At 68.6% G+C, this 1168-nt stretch carries 1 protein-coding gene; it reads right to left on the reverse strand.

The window, feature by feature from the left end; translation table 11 throughout:
* Window positions 1-1168: putative lipid II flippase FtsW (ftsW, locus tag G6018_RS16630; protein WP_182640232.1), on the reverse strand; the 1168-nt coding region annotated here is incomplete at both ends.

Below are 1168 nucleotides of genomic sequence, written 5' to 3' on the forward strand. Positions count from 1 at the left end.
GAGTGAGGCCAGGGTCACGACCGCCGAGGTGCCACCGTTGGAGATGAGGGGCAGCTGGAGGCCGGTGACCGGGAGCAGACCCACCACGTACCCGATGTTGATGAACGCCTGCAGCACGATCGTCGTGGTGATCGTGCCGGCCAGCAGGCGACGGAACGGGTCCGCTGACCGCAGCGCGACGCGCATGCCGGCCCACCCCAGCGCCAGGTACAGCGTGACGACCACGGCGGCGCCGAACCAGCCGAGCTCCTCCCCGATGATGGCGAAGATGAAGTCGTTGGTCGCCTCCGGGAGGTAGAACCACTTGGCGCTGGACTGCCCCAGGCCCACCCCGAACAGGCCGCCCTCGGCGAGCGAGAGCATCCCCTGATACGACTGGTAGGCCGAACCCTGGGGGTTCGAGAAGTCACCGACGAAGGTGTTGAAGAAGGTCCGGACGCGCTCGAAGCGGTAGGCGAACGTCACGGCGAGGACGCCGAACACGACGGTGCCGAACGCGATCACCCACACGAAGTGCCGGGTGGGGTACCCGGAGAACCACAGCACGCACAGGAATGCGATGGTCACCGCCGTGGCCATGCCGAGGTCGGGGGCGACGACGACGAGGGCGGCGACCACCCCGTACCCCACGATGGCCGGGAAGAGCAGGTCGAGCCAGTACCCGGTGCGGATGCGCTTGGCCACCACCGACGACGCCCAGATGATGAACGCGAACTTGGCGATCTCGGCGGGCTGGATCGCGAAGAAGCCGAGGTCGATCCACCCGCGGGAGCCGTTGATCTCCATGCCCACACCGGGGATCAGCACGGCGATGAGCAGACCGATGGACACCAGGAGCATCGGCAGCGCGGCAGCCCGCAGCAGCTCGAACCGCATGCGCAGGGCCACCACGAACCCCACCCAGCCGATCGTGACGAACACGGCCTGGCGCAGGAAGATGTCGAACGGCGTGCCGCCACCGGAGAAGGCGAGGACGTTGGAGCTCGACAGCACCATCCCCAGGCCGATCACGGTGAGCAGGGCGGTGACCACCATGACCACGTGGTACGAGGTCAGCGGCGCACGGTTGATCGCGGCCAGTGGCGCGGCGATGCGCCCCAACAGATCGGGCCGGGTCGCGGCGCCGGCCTCGTCGGCGTCGTCCCGGCGAGCGGGTTCGTGAAGTGCC

It is taken from the genome of Dietzia sp. DQ11-44, from assembly GCF_014145205.1.
GTDB lineage: Bacteria > Actinomycetota > Actinomycetes > Mycobacteriales > Mycobacteriaceae > Dietzia > Dietzia natronolimnaea.